Genomic DNA, 15,017 nt, shown 5'->3' on the forward strand with positions numbered 1-15,017 from the left:
GGAACAGGATGCAAAAATGGTTACTTTCCACACTAATCACGGCGATATCGTAATCAAAACCTTTGATGATAAAGCGCCTGAAACAGTTAAAAACTTCCTGGACTACTGCCGCGAAGGTTTTTACAACAACACCATTTTCCACCGTGTGATTAACGGTTTTATGATTCAGGGCGGCGGCTTTGAGCCGGGCATGAAACAGAAAGCCACCAAAGAGGCGATCAAAAACGAAGCCAACAATGGTCTGAAAAATACCCGTGGTACGCTGGCAATGGCGCGTACTCAGGCGCCACACTCGGCTACCGCGCAATTCTTCATCAACGTGGCAGACAACGACTTCCTGAACTTCTCCGGCGAAAGTCTGCAGGGCTGGGGCTACTGCGTCTTTGCGGAAGTCGTAGAAGGTATGGACGTGGTAGATAAAATCAAAGGCGTCGCCACTGGCCGTAGCGGTATGCACCAGGACGTACCAAAAGAAGACGTCATCATTGAAAACGTGACCGTCAGCGAGTAATCGTGGCGACACTGTTTATTGCAGACTTGCATCTGCAAACGGAAGAACCGGCGATCGTCGCCGGTTTTCTGCGTTTTTTAGCCGTAGAAGCCCGTCAGGCCGACGCGCTGTATATTCTTGGCGATCTCTTCGAAGCCTGGATTGGCGACGACGACCCCAACCCGCTACATCGTGAAATGGCCGTTGCCATTAAATCGCTGGTTGATTCCGGCGTCCCCTGCTTCTTTATTCATGGTAATCGCGACTTCCTGATTGGCAAACGCTTTGCCCGCGAAAGCGGCATGATTCTACTGCCGCAGGAAAAGGTGCTCGACCTGTATGGCCGCAACGTGTTGATTATGCACGGTGATACGCTTTGTACCGATGATGCCGGATATCAGGCGTTTCGCGCCAAAGTCCATAATCCGTGGGTGCAACGACTGTTCCTTACCCTGCCGCTGTTTATCCGCCGCCGTATCGCCGCCAGAATGCGCGCCGGCAGTAAAGCCGCCAATAGCAGCAAATCGCTGGATATTATGGACGTCAATGCGCAGACCGTCGTCGCCGAAATGGAAAAACACCGCGTACAGTGGCTGATTCACGGTCATACCCACCGCCCGGCGGTGCATGAACTTTCCGCCAACGACCAGCCCGCGTTCCGCGTGGTGTTAGGCGCATGGCATCATGAAGGTTCAATGGTAAAAGTCACGCCGGACAACGTTGAGTTAATCGCCTTCCCCCTGTAAATGTTCGTCGAATCGTCCGTTACGGCGCACACGCAACCGTTTTCCTTGCCTGATTATCATGCTATTCTTTGACACCTCAAAAGCAGCGTGTCCCGCACCACAGGAGTTTTAAGACGCATGTCTTCCCGCAATAATCCGGCGCGTGTCGCCATCGTGATGGGGTCCAAAAGCGACTGGGCTACCATGCAATTCGCCGCCGAAATTTTTGAAATTCTGGATGTCCCGCACCATGTAGAAGTGGTTTCCGCTCATCGCACCCCCGATAAACTGTTCAGCTTCGCCGAAACGGCGGAAGAGAACGGATATCAAGTGATTATTGCCGGCGCGGGCGGCGCGGCGCACCTGCCGGGAATGATTGCGGCAAAAACGCTGGTCCCGGTACTCGGCGTGCCGGTACAAAGCGCTGCGCTAAGCGGCGTGGATAGCCTCTACTCCATCGTGCAGATGCCGCGCGGCATTCCGGTGGGTACGCTGGCGATCGGTAAAGCCGGTGCCGCTAACGCCGCCCTGCTCGCCGCGCAGATTCTGGCGCAACACGACGCGGAACTGCATCAGCGCATTGCCGACTGGCGCAAAGCGCAAACCGATGAAGTTCTGGAAAATCCCGATCCGCGGGGGACGCTATGAAGCAAGTTTGCGTTCTCGGCAACGGGCAACTGGGCCGAATGCTGCGCCAGGCGGGCGAACCGCTGGGTATCGCCGTCTGGCCGGTTGGTCTGGATGCAGAGCCTACCGCCGTGCCGGTACAGCAGAGCGTCATTACCGCAGAGATTGAGCGCTGGCCGGAAACCGCGCTTACCCGCGAGCTGGCGCGCCACCCGGCATTCGTCAATCGCGATGTATTTCCGATCATCGCCGACCGTCTGACACAAAAACAGCTTTTCGATAAACTGGGACTCGCGACCGCGCCGTGGCAACTGCTGACCAGCGCTGACGAGTGGTCCGGCATCTTTGACCGTCTGGGCGAACTGGCGATTATTAAGCGTCGCGTTGGCGGCTACGATGGTCGCGGGCAGTGGCGTCTACGCGCGGACGAAACCGGGCAACTGCCGGATGACTGCTATGGCGAATGTATTGTTGAGCGCGGTATCCATTTTTCCGGCGAAGTGTCGTTAGTCGGCGCGCGCGCTCATGACGGTAGTACCGTGTTTTACCCGCTAACGCACAATTTGCATCAGGACGGCATCTTGCGGACCAGCGTCGCGTTCCCACAGGCGAACGCCGAACAGCAGGAGCAGGCGGAATCGATGCTGTCAGCAATTATGCAGGCGTTGAACTACGTCGGCGTAATGGCGATGGAATGTTTTATCACGCCGGAAGGCCTGTTAATCAATGAACTGGCGCCGCGCGTGCATAACAGCGGACACTGGACGCAAAATGGCGCCAGCATCAGTCAGTTTGAATTGCATTTGCGCGCGATTACCGGCCTGCCGTTGCCCGCGCCGGTGATTAACGCCCCGTCGGTGATGATCAATCTGATCGGCAGCGAGCTGAATTACGACTGGCTGAAGCTGCCGCTGGTACATCTGCACTGGTATGATAAAGCGGTACGTCCGGGGCGAAAAGTCGGCCATCTGAATCTGACCGACAGCGATACGTCACGTCTTAGCGCCACCCTGGAAGCGCTCTCTCCGCTCCTGCCGGGCGAATACGCCAGCGGCATTATCTGGGCGCAAAGTAAGCTTAAATAAACGGCGTGGGCGGCGCATTCTCTGTCGCCGCCCGTCGCGATCACAGACAGATGCAGGTTCCCGCTCTGCCCGCCAGGGTATCGTCAATACGCGACAATGCGCCAATCCATGCCGGCTTTCCGCACCGCTTCACATACCCGCTTACCGCGGTCACCTTCGGCCCCATCGCGCCATCGGCTTTGGCAAACGGCGCCAGCTCATCGGGCGAAGCCTGACGAATAGCGCGCTGCTGCGGCGTTCCCCAATGTTCATACACCGCATCCGCATCCGTCAAAATAATCAGACCATCGGCCGCTATCTGCTCCGCCAGCAATGCCGCCGCCAGGTCTTTATCTATCACCGCCTCGACCCCTTCGCCCTCGCCGGCAACAGGTACCCCGCCACCGCCGCTGCAAATCACCACATGGCCCTCTTTTAGCAATAACTCAATAGCGGCGCTTTCGATAATCTGACGCGGCGCTGGGGAAGCGACGACACGGCGCAGATATTTTCCATCACGTTTCATACGCCAACCATAAGTCGCTTCCAGCGCCATTTGCTCTTCTGGCGAATAAACGGGACCGATAAACTTTTCCGGTTCAAGAAAAGCAGGATCGTCCGCCGATACCTTTATTCGCGTTAATACTGTAGTCACCGGCGGCATATCGGGTTCAAGCGCCAGACGCTGCGCCAGCATATAGCCGATCATTCCCTGACTTTCCGCTACCAGCACATCCAGCGGATAAGGCTCAACGGCTTTCCAGGCAAGGTTCTGTAAAGCCAACAGGCCGACCTGAGGGCCGTTGCCATGTACTATCGCCAGCCGATACGAGCGGGCAAGTCGCGCCAGCGCGGGCACCGCGTCGGCAATATTGCGATATTGATTCTCTGCCGTTAGCGCTTCTCCGCGCTGCAATAATGCGTTGCCGCCAAGAGCAACTACCAACGTTTTCATTCCCTATCCTTTTACTATTTGTTGTCCAAGCCAGAACCCCAGCAGCGTATCCGCGCCAGAGGTGTGCCCCAGCGCCAGCAGTCCGTCAATCGCCGTTTCTGTGCGAACATCTCGTCGCAGCGCATGAATAAAGTGGAGTAAAGGCGACGCGAAATAACCCATAGCCGCATAGCGTAAATAGCTAACGCTCACGAGCGTCGTCGCCCGATCAAGGCTGCCGGATTGGGCAAAAAAATTACGCCCGGCGCGTTCATCTATGGCGCCAAAATACCAGGCCGCCAGCAACATTCCCGTCAGCGTGTCGTCATGACTGGGCGTTAAGCCCGGCCCTTTACCCAGCCATAGCCGCCAGTCAGTCTCAGCACCTGCAAGCGCCGACTGAAAGCAGTGACAAAACTGGCGAAGTTCCGGACATAGAGGCTGAGCTGCGGCGACGGTTAACGGCCCAAACAGTCCAGTCTCCTCACTACGCTGCATGTACGTCGCGTTAAGACGCGGCGACGCAAGATAGCGTGGAACCCGCAGCGAACAGCGCCTCTCCGGCTCGCATAAAAGAAACTCGCCAATCTGAATACCGGCAGCGGTTGACTGCGGTTTTTCGCCATCGGTGAGCACATCGCGCAAGGCGTCAAAATCGCCGCCGCGCAGTATCCACCCTCCCGGACTGAAGCCGCTCCCCCGACGGTGAAGCGTTAATAATTCACCGCTTTTCGCCACAAAATTAATAGAGCGACGCCATACCCCTGACATCTGCCAGGGTTGCCGATAATCCGCCGATTGTCGGCTTGCCATAAGAGGATGGATACGTTTCATGAGACGCTCTCTTAACTTACGCCCATGCTTTCCGCCAGCGCTTCCAGCGCCTGCTCGAAACAGGCCAGCGGCGCACGGACGGTTCCCGCGCCAATCTGGCCAATCCCCGCCTCTTTATGCGCGATACCCGTGTTAATCAGCGGCGTAATTCCGGTCTCGACCACGCGGCGGATATCCAGTCCCAGACAGGCCCCCTGAAAATCCCAGCCGGGGATTTGTAGCTGCATGTTGCGTTCGAGATAAATTTCAGCCATCTCTTCAGAAACAGATTTCGCCGCTTCCATTCCCCCGGCACCGACAAAACGCGTTACGCCAGGCGCGGCAATCATCGCAGCGCCGCCAATACCAAACGTTTCAGTAATGGCGCTGTCGCCCATGTCCGGGTTGGCCTGATCCTGCGAAAAACCGGTAAAAAATAGCCCCTGCGGCGTATTAACAGGCGCGGTGAACCAACGGTCGCCCAGACCGCTAACCCGAATACCAAACATATCGCCATTACGGGTCATCGCCGTCACAATACTGCCGGCGCGAATCTGCGCGCCCGCGTCCATGGCGGCTTTACAGTAGGCCATCGCCAGATTAAGGAAGAATTGATCGGTGACGCTCAGAAAATCCATCACTTCCGCTATCTGCTGCTTATCGTGTTCCAGACGGGCTATATGCGGCGCCAACGTGCGCATCAGCAATGCGGAAGAGGCGATATTGCGCTGGTGGAATTCATCTCCCATCGTAATGCCCTGCGCCATCATTGCGGTCAGGTCGAGGCCCCGCTCCAGACGTCCCAACGCCGCGCTTAATACCGGCATCAGCACATCACGCATCCAGCGCAAACGTTGCTGAACATCCTCGCCATAGGCGCCGAAACGCATCACTTTGCCGATCCCTTCGTTGAGATTGCAGTACGCGCGATTGCCGTCGGTGATATTTTCCACGACCAGCATCGGCATACTGGCTGAGGTAATACCGCCCATCGGCCCCACGGCGTTAACGTGATGGCAGGGAATAAAGTTGACCTTTCCCTGCTCTAACAGCGCGAGCGCGCTCATTTCATCTTTGGCCCATCCTTCAAACAGGCATGCGCCGATACAGGCGCCTTTCATCGGGCCGGTCATCTCTTGCCAGCGCATCGGCGGGCCGGCATGAAGAAGCGTTTTCCCTTGATTGAGCACGCTAATTAATGAAGAAGCTGGCTTCACATCCAGCCAGTGCGGACGTGCGCGACGAATTTGTTCGATGACTGCAGCGTTGGCTTGCGCCACTGATGTAAACATGGGAACCCCTTATTGCAAACGTTCTAACAGACGAGCCAGTTTTTTATTACCGCCAGCGACAGGCGCCCACTGGTAGTGCACCACGGGCATACCGGCAGCCTGTAAATCCAGCGCGAAGCTACGTAACCCGGCATTAATCACCGCTACCGCTTCCAGTAACCGGGGAGCTGATGGATGAGTGGAAGAGAGAGTGGGTCGAATCAGTTCCGCGGCCAACAGAGTGGCTTCGGGAAGAGAATCCACTACCGTGATGCCGGCATCTTCGAGCGCGGCGATTTGTTGCGAGCGGCACTGAGGATCGCGTTCCGTTCCGGTGACGGTTGCGATGGCGAACAGCGGCTGGTCGCCGGCGCGTGCGGCACATGCCTTCTGCCAGGCCTGAATCAGCGATGCGGCGGGATCGGCGGTCGCGCCAAAACCAATAACGACGTCTACTAATAACACGCGTACCTGCGGCTGCGCGCCAAGCCCGGCGATAAGCTGATTACGTAACGCTGGGTCGATCATTGGATGTGGTCGCCCAACGGTATAAAAGTCATCGCCCAGATCGATAATCTGGTGGCCGTCAGCGTCAAGCATCATGCCATGGTGATGTTCCGTATCCGTCGCGACGCCCAGATAGCCGGCCAGCAGTCCCGCCGCTTCCGCCGCCAGCGTTCCGCCGGTATAGAGACCACGAATCACGCCGCCTGTTGAAACCATTTCTTTACGCTGCGACGTCACGCGAGACAATAAACATGCCAGCCGGGCGGCTTCATCCAGCGTCGAGGCAAACCAGACGTTTTCCTCACGCGCAACGGGGGAGGAAAACCCTAAGAACAGCGCTACAACGGGTTTGCCGGTGGCTTTCATCGCCGCGATAATATGCTGACGAACCGCATCGGCAGGCGGTTTGGAGACAAAGGCCAGCACCTGGCTCTTTTCATCCGCGCTGAGTATGTCCAGTGCCGTTAGCGCGCTGATCCCGCCGACCTCGGCGCTCAAATCGCGTCCGCCAAGCCCGATGGCATGGGTAATCCCTTCCCCCGCCAGCGCAATCTGTGAACAGAGCTCCTGAATACCGGTGCCGGAAGCGCCAATCACCCCGATGTTGCCCTCTGGCATGACGTTAGCGAAAGCCAGCGGCGTATTGGCGATCATAGCGGTGCCGCAATCCGGCCCCATGACCAGCAGTCCTTTATCACGCGCCCGGCGTTTTAGTCTGATTTCATCGTCCAGCGTGACATTATCGGAGAAGATCATCACGTTCAACGAACGATCCAGCGCCTGCTCTGCCAGTTCCGCCGCATATTCGCCGGCCACCGATACCAGCGCCAGATTCGCCTCTGGCAGTTTCTGACAGGCGCTTTCCCAGCGTCTGACCTGGATTAACGACTGGCTGCCGCTGCTTCCCTGCGCCAACTGCTGCAATGCTTCTTCGAGCTGTTGCACAATCACCTGCGTAATGCCGTCATCTACCGCTTCGGTACGAATCGCCACGCAAATGTCATTGGGCGTAGCGCCATGAAAATCGTCATGCCAGAAACCGGTAGTTTCCAGCAGCGACTTATTCGCAGGCGTTCCCATCATTACCGATACATCATCAACATTTTCGGACTCACTCAGCTTTCGAGAAATAATCATTAAGCTGACAGAGTCCTGAAAACACCCTTTTTTAATAAAGGCGTGGATCATAACAACTCCTTAATAATTGCACCCATTGCAATTGCACGAGCAGTGTTAATGTGCGCTTCACGGTATATATCCGGGAGGGTAAATAGAGTGATTAACGTCACATCAAATTTATTAACAAAAGAATTCAAACAACGGCTAAAGGATTAGTTATGATTTTCTAAAAAAGCTTTTTATTTAAGCAAAAAGATAAAACCCGCCTGATTATCAAATAAATTCTAATTATATTTTTTTGCCTGTCTGGATCACATAATCATTTTATTTTCCCGGTATGTTAATCGCAGTCATGCTTCACACCGTCGTTAAAAAGGAAGACAGATGAAAATCAGTCGGGAAACACTCCATCAGCTTATCGAAAATAAGCTTTATAAAGCCGGACTAAAACGTGAGCACGCCGCCATCGTCGCCGACGTACTGGTTTATGCAGATGCCAGAGGTATTCACTCACATGGCGCCGTACGCGTTGAATATTATGCCGAACGAATTTCAAAAGGCGGCACCAACCGGGAGCCGACGTTCCGCATTGAGAATACCGGTCCCTGTACGGCGATACTGCATGCCGATAATGCTGCCGGACAGGTCGCAGCCAAAATGGGAATGGAGCATGCTATTGAAATAGCCAAAAAAAATGGCGTCGCGGTTGTCGGCATTAGCAGAATGGGCCATAGCGGCGCCATCTCTTATTTCGTCCGCCAGGCTGCTCGCGAAGGCCTGATTGGTCTGTCTATCTGTCAGTCCGATCCTATGGTCGTGCCGTTTGGCGGGGCGGATATTTACTATGGCACTAATCCGCTGGCCTTTGCCGCGCCGGGCGAAGGCGATGACATCATTACCTTTGATATGGCCACCACCGTGCAGGCCTGGGGAAAAGTCCTCGATGCACGGTCCCGCAATGAGTCCATTCCGGAGAGTTGGGCCGTTGATAAAAATGGCGCGCCGACACATGATCCTTTTGCCGTCAATGCGTTATTACCCGCCGCAGGCCCGAAAGGTTACGGCCTGATGATGATGATCGATATTCTGTCCGGTATTCTGCTGGGGCTGCCGTTTGGCCGCCAGGTCAGTTCGATGTATGAAGATTTACACGCCGGACGCAATTTAGGACAACTTCATCTGGTCATTAATCCGGCGTTCTTCTCTTCCTGTGAATTATTCCGCAAACATATTAGTCAGACCATGCAGGAACTCAATTCCGTGAAGCCCGCCCCCGGTTTTAAACAGGTTTATTATCCTGGACAGGATCAGGATATTAAACAGAAAAATGCCGATATGAATGGTATCGATATTGTTGATGATATTTATCAATATCTGATTTCCGATACCCTCTATCTCAAGTCATACGAAACAAAAAATCCCTTTGCCCAATAATTATTGAAACAGGAATTTTCTATGATAAAGCATTTTCGCCACGCGATAGAAGAAACATTGCCCTGGCTCTCTTCCATTGGAGCCGATCCTACGGGTGGAATGACGCGTTTACTTTATTCGCCTGAGTGGCTGGAAACACAGCAGCAGTTTAAAAAGCGAATGGCAGAAAGCGGTCTGGAGACACGCTTTGATGACGTCGGAAATTTATATGGCCGCCTTTGCGGCACACAATTTCCGGAGCAGGTGATTTTAAGCGGTTCGCATATTGATACGGTCGTCAACGGCGGCAATCTGGACGGGCAATTCGGCGCGCTTGCCGCCTGGCTGGCGATCGACTGGCTAAAAGCGACCTACGGCGCGCCGCTGCGCACCGTCGAGGTAGTATCAATGGCTGAGGAAGAAGGCAGCCGTTTCCCTTACGTTTTTTGGGGCAGCAAGAACATTTTTGGCCTGGCGAATCCTGAAGAGGTACGCCATATCCAGGACGCCAAAGGCACAGGCTTTGTCGACGCTATGCAGGCGTGCGGATTTACCCTTCCCGCCGCGCCGCTCGCCGCGCGAACCGATATCCGCGCCTTTGTTGAATTGCATATTGAGCAAGGCTGTGTTCTGGAGAGCAACGGACAGTCGATTGGCGTCGTCAACGCCATCGTCGGGCAACGTCGCTACACGGTGACGCTCAACGGCGAGTCCAACCATGCAGGCACAACGCCAATGGGCTATCGTCGCGATACGGTGCATGCCTTCAGTCGTATTTGCAGTCAGTCCATTGAAAAAGCCAAACAGCATGGCGATCCCCTGGTATTAACGTTCGGCAAAGTTGAGCCGCAGCCGAATACGGTCAATGTTGTCCCTGGAAAAACCACATTTACAATCGATTGCCGGCATACGGACGCCGCGGTACTTCGCGAATTTACCGAACAGTTGGAAAACGATATGCGCGCCATCTGCGATGAAATGGATATCAGCATCGATATCGATTTGTGGATGGACGAAGCGCCGGTGCCGATGAACGCCGAACTGGTCGCGGCCCTCACCAGGCTGTGTGAAACCGAACAACTGAACTATCGCATAATGCATAGCGGCGCAGGTCATGACGCGCAAATTTTCGCGCCGCGCGTCCCTACCTGTATGATTTTCGTCCCCAGCATTAATGGTATCAGCCATAACCCGGCGGAACGTACCAACATTAATGATCTTGCTGAAGGGGTCAAAACTCTGGCATTAATGCTGCATCAACTTGCCTGGCAAAAATAAGGAGCCATCAATGGGATATCTGAATAACGTCACGGGTTACCGCGATGATTTACTGGCGAACCGCGCCATTGTGAAACACGGTAACTATGCGCTCTTAACGCCGGACGGTCTGGTGAAAAATATTATTCCCGGCTTTGAAAACTGTGACGTCACCATCCTTTCGACGCCGAAGCTGGGTGCTTCTTTCGTCGATTATCTGGTCACCTTACATCAGAATGGCGGCAACCAGCAGGGCTTTGGCGGCGAGGGGATTGAAACTTTTCTCTATGTCATTACGGGAAATATTGAAGCTAAAGCAGAAGGAAAAACATTCTCTTTAACTCAGGGCGGATACCTCTATTGTCCACCGGGCGAGATGATGACCTTTAGCAACGCTCAAACGGAAGACAGCCAGCTATTTTTATATAAACGCCGCTATACTCCTGTCGAGGGGCATGCCCCGTGGTTGGTTTCCGGCAATGCCAGCCAGCTGGAGCGTATTCATTATGAAGGCATGGAAGATGTTATTCTGCTGGATTTCCTGCCTAAAGAGCTGGGCTTCGATATGAATATGCATATTCTGTCGTTCGAACCGGGCGCCAGCCACGGCTATATTGAAACCCACGTCCAGGAACATGGCGCTTATATCCTTTCCGGCCAGGGGGTTTATAACCTCGACAACAACTGGGTGCCGGTGAAAAAAGGCGACTACATCTTCATGGGCGCTTATTCCCTGCAGGCCGGATACGGTGTAGGTCGTGGCGAAGCATTCAGCTACATCTACTCCAAAGACTGTAACCGCGACGTTATGATTTAACGGCGGACAGCCCTCCTGATTATTTTTAATTTAGCTATGTTGGATTTTGCCACGGTGAGAACCGTGGCTTTTTTTATGCTTAACGAGTCCCGATATCCTGGCCAAGTTTGATGACGCGGGCAATATTACAGGCGCTGTGGTAGAGATTTTGTTCACCGTTCGCCAGAACCTCCGGCAAAGGCGCCAGCCGCGGCAAAATACTGAATACGGCATCAATACCGTGGCGATGGACCACTTCCACGCCGTCGCCCAGTACGCCGGCAATGCCGATAACCGGGACGTGATGCCGTTTCGCCACTGACGCAACGCCTATCGGCGCTTTTCCTCCCGCCGTTTGCGAGTCGATTCGCCCTTCTCCGGTAATCACCAGCGAGGCCTCTTTTACCGCCTCCTCCAGCTTCACCGCCTGCATAACAATCTCAATACCGGGCTTCATTTCCGCTTCCAGGAAGACGATAGCAGCAATCCCCATTCCTCCGGCCGCTCCACCGCCCGGTATTTGAGACATGTCGCGTCCGGTCAGGGCATGTAAAACACGGGCATAATTACGTAATCCATTTTCCAGCGTCTCAACCATTTCAGGCGTCGCCCCTTTCTGCGGACCGAATACCGCCGCCGCGCCGCGTGGCCCCACCAACGGGTTATCAACATCACAGGCGACCTCAATACGACACTCTGAAATTCGCGGATCGCGCCCCTGCAGGTCAATGCTCGCCAGGCGCGATAAATTGCCCCCTCTGGCGCCAAGCGGCGTTCCCTGCGCGTCCAGAAAACGCACACCGAGCGCCTGCGCTACTCCCATTCCGCCATCCACCGTGGCGCTGCCGCCGATACCCAGAATAATATGGCGAATCCCCGCGTCCAGGGCGTGACGAATCAACTCGCCGGTGCCGAAACTGGATGCCAGCAGCGGATTACGCGCCTCTGGCGCCACCAGCATCAATCCGCTCGCCGCCGCCATTTCAATAATCGCCGTTTTGCCGTCGCCGGTCAGGCCATAAAATCCGTTTACTTTTTCCCCCATCGGCCCGCTAACGTCCACAGAAACCCGTTTCCCGCCGGTCGCTGCCACCATCGCGTCCACGGTTCCTTCTCCACCATCGGCGACCGGTAAACAGACATAGCGCGCATCAGGAAATACGGTTGAAAATCCCGCTTTAATAGCCTGACAGCATTTATCAGCACTTAAGCTCTCTTTAAATGAATCTGGCGCAATTACAATCTTCATCATGTCTCCTTGTTTTCTCACGTTATTTAATGCGTTCCCACGGAATAAGATTTTCCATAAGCACTGCCAGTAAGATTCCCACCAGTAATCCGTTGCTAAGCAAAGGACGAATCATCAGTGGAAGATCCTGTAAATAGACCGGAGGAAGCCCCATCAAAAAAATGCCGACAAAAAGCGGTAATGCCAGGCGATAAATATTCCGCGCGGTAAACGTAATTTGCTGGCTAAAAACCAAACCGGAATAAAGTAAAGGTAAATAAGAGACCAGCATAACGGCGCTGCTGATCGCCAGTGGAATAGCGCAAAATAAGCGGGTTAACGGCGTTATAATGGCAACCAGCAGACACAGCGCGCTACCGCAGATAAAAGATTTGCGAGAACTGTCGCCGGTTTGCGTTAATAAACCAATGGAAGACACAAAAGGCGAAAAAGGCACGACCGCGAAAGGCACCGTCACTAACGTCATCAGTCCGGAAATCATAAAGCTTCGGCGATAACGAGAACTGCCCGACCCTTGATGCGGATAAAAGATATCGGTACCGCGGATGGCGCCGTAAGTGTTGCTGATGTTGACTAACCCCGTCATCACCGCCGTCACAATAATACCCGGCATCAGCGTGCCGTGGCTGCCCAGCGGAAACCATCGCCAGCTTAATTCACCCGGCGGTAAGTGTGATGAAGGAAAGCATAACCGCCATAGCCCCCACCCGACCACGGTCCCTACCAGTAACGCGTAACGGGAGATACGCTGTTGTAGGAAAATAATCATCGCGAGGATAAAACACATCACCGCGACCGCCAACCCAAAGGGGGCCAATTTGATTCTGGCGCTGGTATCGGCAATGCCAAAAGGCAGCCCCAGCATGCCTTTAAAAAATATTGAGGTCAGCTGCGCGCCCAAAAGCAGCATGAAAAAAACCATCACCGCCGGCGTAAACAGGCGAGCCAGACGGTGTCCTAAGCCGCTAATGCCGATAAATATCGTCACCATCGCGGAGATCGCGATCCCGACCGACAGGCTGGAGGCGATATCGTTCAACGGCGTGCCGCGAGACGCCTCGCCAAGCGTAATCGTAAGAATAGCGCCCCACCACAGCCCTGTCGGCCCTTCCATAATGGCGCGGCGATGGCCGCAAAATGCCTGAACCAGGCAGGCCAACGCGGTGGTCAAAAAAGCGTATTGTGTGAGCATTAACAGGTTATCAGCGGGAAGATGAAAAGCGGACAGCAAGGTAGGGGGAACCACAACCGTGTTACAGAAAATAAAGAAAAACCACTGAAAGCCGGACAATACACTTTCGCGGTTAATAACAGGGAACATATCCACACCTTAAAATAGAGAATGCCCGTCGTGACGACGGGCATTAAATCACACCGGATTACTGCTGATGTTTAAGGATAAACTGACCTTTTGGCGGCACAGGGAAGCCATGCTCGATGTCATAAATAACATCGCCGCGCAAAATCGTTTTGGTAATACGCGCGCCAATAGTACGGCCAACATACGGACTGACTTTATGGCGATATTCCAGATCTTCATTTTTCAGAACATAGCTGCTGTCAGGCTGAATAAAGACCAGGTCAGCATCTTTGCCGGGGGCAATACGTCCTTTATGTTTCAGACCAAAAATATCGGCGGCGTTGGTCGCCATTAATTTGCCAAACATCGGCAACGACATACCGCGTTTTTGCACCGCTTCATCAAACATGACGTCCATGCAGTTTTGCAGTCCGGCAATTCCACCCCATGCTTGCATGATATTGCCTGCTTTCATTTCCGGAGGACATGGAGAGTGGTCGGATACCAGGCAGTCGATTTCGCCGTTAAACAGTTTTTCCCACATCCCTTTCTGGTTTTCCTGGTCGCGAATTGGCGGAGAACATTTTGCCAGGGTGCCAATCTCTTCGAACTGATCGGTATCGAGGACAAAATAGTGCGGGCACGATTCACAGGTGACATCCTGGCCTTCCTGACGCGCGCGCGTTACTTCCTCTACCCCCTCCGGGCTGCTGATATGGCAAACGTGCAGACGGCAACCTGCCGCTTTCGCCAGATACAGCACGCGACGAATGGCTTCCACTTCAGTAAATACCGGACGTGAGGCGACATAATCATGCGCCGTTACGCGACCTTCGCGTTTAGCTTCCTCGCCCAGCTCATCGCAAATCAGAGCATTTTCGCAATGTACCAGTACCGTCTGGTCCATTTCCCCCAATTTTTGCGCGCCTTTGTAAAACTGCCAGTCATTAACGTCGCGAAAATCATTATCGATGCCACGATCGCCGCAGGTGGCGACAAAGCACTTGAAGCCGACAACGCCCACTTCGTCCAGCTCATGCAGCCGATCCAGGTTATAAGAGACCAAACCGCCCAACTGCGCGGCGTCGATAGTCAATTTACCTTTTGCCGCGTCAAACTTGAGTTCAATCGTCTCACGATCTACCGTCGCCGGCAGCTGATTGAGCGGCATCTCAATCATCGTGGTAATACCGCCTTTCGCCGCCGCGCGGGTACCGGTTTCATAGCCTTCCCAGTGGGTACGGCCCGGTTCAGAAATGTGGGTATGCGCGTCAACCATGCCCGGCGAAACGATCAATCCCGTCGCATCCAGCACATTTTTCGCTTCCCCCAGGTTTTCGCCAATCGCGGCGATTTTTCCGCCCTGGACGGCGATATCGATAACTCTCGCTTCGTTTTCTAAGATGACAGTACCGTTCTTAATAATTAAATCAAAAGACATAACAAACTCCT

The 15,017-nt window shown here is 54.2% G+C and carries 14 protein-coding genes; 7 read left to right on the forward strand and 7 right to left on the reverse strand.

Going from position 1 to position 15,017, the window contains the following annotated elements; genetic code table 11:
• Positions 1-16 precede the first annotated feature (16 nt).
• The 4 genes from ppiB (at position 17) to purK (ending at position 2,927) form a co-directional block, all read left to right on the forward strand.
• Positions 17-511 (forward strand): peptidylprolyl isomerase B, encoded by a 495-nt coding sequence (ppiB, locus tag QEN31_RS16805; RefSeq protein ID WP_000255991.1) that lies wholly within the window; start codon positions 17-19, stop codon positions 509-511.
• A gap of 2 nt (positions 512-513) precedes the next feature.
• Positions 514-1,236: a UDP-2,3-diacylglucosamine diphosphatase gene (gene lpxH, locus QEN31_RS16810; protein ID WP_000212284.1), complete on the forward strand. Its 723-nt coding sequence runs from the start codon at positions 514-516 to the stop codon at positions 1,234-1,236.
• 117 nt (positions 1,237-1,353) lie between these two features.
• The gene (gene purE, locus QEN31_RS16815; protein ID WP_000098736.1) at positions 1,354-1,863 is read left to right on the forward strand and encodes a 5-(carboxyamino)imidazole ribonucleotide mutase; all 510 of its coding nucleotides are present in this window, start codon (positions 1,354-1,356) and stop codon (positions 1,861-1,863) included.
• Positions 1,860-2,927, forward strand: coding sequence for a 5-(carboxyamino)imidazole ribonucleotide synthase (gene purK, locus QEN31_RS16820; RefSeq protein WP_000815601.1), 1,068 nt, complete (start codon positions 1,860-1,862; stop codon positions 2,925-2,927). Before purE ends, purK begins: the two co-directional genes overlap by 4 nt.
• Positions 2,928-2,967: 40 nt before the next feature.
• Here purK and QEN31_RS16825 read toward each other — a convergent pair whose 3' ends face one another.
• The 4 genes from QEN31_RS16825 to QEN31_RS16840 are packed head-to-tail and all read right to left on the reverse strand — an operon-like array spanning position 2,968 to position 7,619.
• Positions 2,968-3,861, reverse strand: coding sequence for a carbamate kinase (locus tag QEN31_RS16825; RefSeq protein ID WP_000855345.1), 894 nt, complete (start codon positions 3,859-3,861; stop codon positions 2,968-2,970).
• Between the two features lie 3 nt (positions 3,862-3,864).
• Positions 3,865-4,674 carry a DUF2877 domain-containing protein gene (locus tag QEN31_RS16830; protein WP_000821194.1) on the reverse strand — a complete coding sequence of 270 codons (810 nt, stop codon included), beginning with the start codon at positions 4,672-4,674 and terminating at the stop codon, positions 3,865-3,867.
• A gap of 11 nt (positions 4,675-4,685) precedes the next feature.
• Positions 4,686-5,945, reverse strand: coding sequence for a DUF1116 domain-containing protein (locus QEN31_RS16835; RefSeq protein ID WP_000495330.1), 1,260 nt, complete (start codon positions 5,943-5,945; stop codon positions 4,686-4,688).
• 9 nt (positions 5,946-5,954) lie between these two features.
• Positions 5,955-7,619, reverse strand: a complete 1,665-nt coding sequence (locus QEN31_RS16840) for an acyl-CoA synthetase FdrA (RefSeq protein ID WP_023224347.1) — start codon at positions 7,617-7,619, stop codon at positions 5,955-5,957.
• A gap of 315 nt (positions 7,620-7,934) precedes the next feature.
• Here QEN31_RS16840 and allD point away from each other — a divergent pair, with 315 nt between their 5' ends.
• From allD to allE, 3 genes are read left to right on the forward strand one after another with little or no spacing between them, the layout of a single operon-like run.
• A complete protein-coding gene (gene allD / locus QEN31_RS16845; protein ID WP_064047291.1) occupies positions 7,935-8,984 on the forward strand; it encodes an ureidoglycolate dehydrogenase AllD in 1,050 nt (349 codons plus the stop codon).
• Between the two features lie 21 nt (positions 8,985-9,005).
• The gene (gene allC / locus QEN31_RS16850) at positions 9,006-10,241 is read left to right on the forward strand and encodes an allantoate deiminase (protein WP_000589759.1); all 1,236 of its coding nucleotides are present in this window, start codon (positions 9,006-9,008) and stop codon (positions 10,239-10,241) included.
• A gap of 10 nt (positions 10,242-10,251) precedes the next feature.
• Positions 10,252-11,037 carry a (S)-ureidoglycine aminohydrolase gene (gene allE, locus QEN31_RS16855; protein ID WP_000540985.1) on the forward strand — a complete coding sequence of 262 codons (786 nt, stop codon included), beginning with the start codon at positions 10,252-10,254 and terminating at the stop codon, positions 11,035-11,037.
• 79 nt (positions 11,038-11,116) lie between these two features.
• Here the strand turns inward: allE and glxK are convergent, their stop codons facing one another.
• The 3 genes from glxK to allB are packed head-to-tail and all read right to left on the reverse strand — an operon-like array spanning position 11,117 to position 15,006.
• A complete protein-coding gene (gene glxK / locus QEN31_RS16860; RefSeq protein WP_058145208.1) occupies positions 11,117-12,265 on the reverse strand; it encodes a glycerate 3-kinase in 1,149 nt (382 codons plus the stop codon).
• Between the two features lie 22 nt (positions 12,266-12,287).
• Positions 12,288-13,586: a uracil/xanthine transporter gene (locus QEN31_RS16865; protein WP_000484506.1), complete on the reverse strand. Its 1,299-nt coding sequence runs from the start codon at positions 13,584-13,586 to the stop codon at positions 12,288-12,290.
• A gap of 58 nt (positions 13,587-13,644) precedes the next feature.
• Entirely contained in the window at positions 13,645-15,006 is a 1,362-nt protein-coding gene (gene allB / locus QEN31_RS16870) for an allantoinase AllB (RefSeq protein ID WP_000006865.1), read from the reverse strand.
• Positions 15,007-15,017: the final 11 nt, after the last annotated feature.

It is taken from the genome of Salmonella sp. SA15303, assembly GCF_029962125.1.
Classification (GTDB): Bacteria; Pseudomonadota; Gammaproteobacteria; order Enterobacterales; family Enterobacteriaceae; genus Salmonella; species Salmonella enterica.

What these genes read in the sequence shown, in the direction of transcription:
- allE (WP_000540985.1), top strand. Translation starts at nt 10,252, where the DNA reads ATGGGATATCTGAATAACGTCACGGGTTACCGCGATGATTTACTGGCG.
- allC (WP_000589759.1), top strand. Translation starts at nt 9,006, where the DNA reads ATGATAAAGCATTTTCGCCACGCGATAGAAGAAACATTGCCCTGGCTC.
- QEN31_RS16865 (WP_000484506.1), bottom strand. Translation starts at nt 13,586, where the DNA reads ATGTTCCCTGTTATTAACCGCGAAAGTGTATTGTCCGGCTTTCAGTGG.
- purK (WP_000815601.1), top strand. Translation starts at nt 1,860, where the DNA reads ATGAAGCAAGTTTGCGTTCTCGGCAACGGGCAACTGGGCCGAATGCTG.
- QEN31_RS16830 (WP_000821194.1), bottom strand. Translation starts at nt 4,674, where the DNA reads ATGAAACGTATCCATCCTCTTATGGCAAGCCGACAATCGGCGGATTAT.
- ppiB (WP_000255991.1), top strand. Translation starts at nt 17, where the DNA reads ATGGTTACTTTCCACACTAATCACGGCGATATCGTAATCAAAACCTTT.
- purE (WP_000098736.1), top strand. Translation starts at nt 1,354, where the DNA reads ATGTCTTCCCGCAATAATCCGGCGCGTGTCGCCATCGTGATGGGGTCC.
- glxK (WP_058145208.1), bottom strand. Translation starts at nt 12,265, where the DNA reads ATGAAGATTGTAATTGCGCCAGATTCATTTAAAGAGAGCTTAAGTGCT.
- QEN31_RS16825 (WP_000855345.1), bottom strand. Translation starts at nt 3,861, where the DNA reads ATGAAAACGTTGGTAGTTGCTCTTGGCGGCAACGCATTATTGCAGCGC.
- allD (WP_064047291.1), top strand. Translation starts at nt 7,935, where the DNA reads ATGAAAATCAGTCGGGAAACACTCCATCAGCTTATCGAAAATAAGCTT.
- QEN31_RS16835 (WP_000495330.1), bottom strand. Translation starts at nt 5,945, where the DNA reads ATGTTTACATCAGTGGCGCAAGCCAACGCTGCAGTCATCGAACAAATT.
- QEN31_RS16840 (WP_023224347.1), bottom strand. Translation starts at nt 7,619, where the DNA reads ATGATCCACGCCTTTATTAAAAAAGGGTGTTTTCAGGACTCTGTCAGC.
- allB (WP_000006865.1), bottom strand. Translation starts at nt 15,006, where the DNA reads ATGTCTTTTGATTTAATTATTAAGAACGGTACTGTCATCTTAGAAAAC.